Origin of the sequence: Paenalicyclobacillus cellulosilyticus, from assembly GCF_014647315.1 — a bacterium.
Classification (GTDB): Bacteria; Bacillota; Bacilli; order Alicyclobacillales; family Alicyclobacillaceae; genus Alicyclobacillus_J; species Alicyclobacillus_J cellulosilyticus.
In genome coordinates this window covers 1-742 of the sequence record NZ_BMOY01000087.1, presented here as the reverse complement: position 1 = coordinate 742, position 742 = coordinate 1, and the positions used below count along the sequence as shown (strand labels likewise).

Below are 742 nucleotides of genomic sequence, written 5' to 3'. Positions count from 1 at the left end.
GTCCCGTTACGCGTTTTATCCTCTTCTAAAGAAGGGCCAGGTACGTTGATTACTTCTGAAAAAGAGGCACGCATGGAATCGTTTGCAATTACTGGTATTGCCTTTAGTCGCAATGAAGCCAAAATTTGCTTAAACGGTATTCCAGATGGCCCAGGCGTTGCTTCGAGCCTGCTGGCGGAATTAAGTACCATTGGCGTGAGTGTGGATATGATTTTGCAGCACAGCCCGATTGATAGCTTGGCTGATTTTAGTTTTACGGTTCATCAGGATGAATATAAACCGACTTACAAGTTGTTAAGTAAACTCGCGACAAAATTGAATGCTAAAGGAGTAAAGGGATTCGAACATTTGGCAAAACTATCTTTGGTGGGAGCGGGTTTAAAAAGTCACCCTGAAGTAGCCCCCATGATGTTTAAAGTATTAGCCGATCAAGACATTAACATTCAACTCATTACATCTTCAGAGATTAAGCTCTCTGTGATTATCGATGAATCGAGGCTTGATGATGGAGTCCGAGCATTACATCAAGCATTTCATCTAGAAGCACAAGCTATGGATGAGTCGCGTAAAATGGCTATTTAATTAATATCATAATAGGCAACGTCCCTGATTAATATAGAAAGTTTGAATAAGGTGACCATGTTGTGCGACTTACAAAGCCAAGAGCAAGAAGCCATATGCTTGTTAGCGGGATTAATATATTGGCCAGAATTCTGATGTAAAGATCCTAGCTGAAAGATTT

At 40.7% G+C, this 742-nt stretch carries 1 protein-coding gene; it reads left to right on the top strand.

Annotated elements, in window-relative coordinates; translation table 11 throughout:
- On the top strand, nt 1–582 hold a 582-nt coding region (locus IEX97_RS12885), incomplete at its 5' end, for an ACT domain-containing protein (RefSeq protein WP_229776914.1).
- Between the last annotated feature and the right edge of the window lie 160 nt (nt 583–742).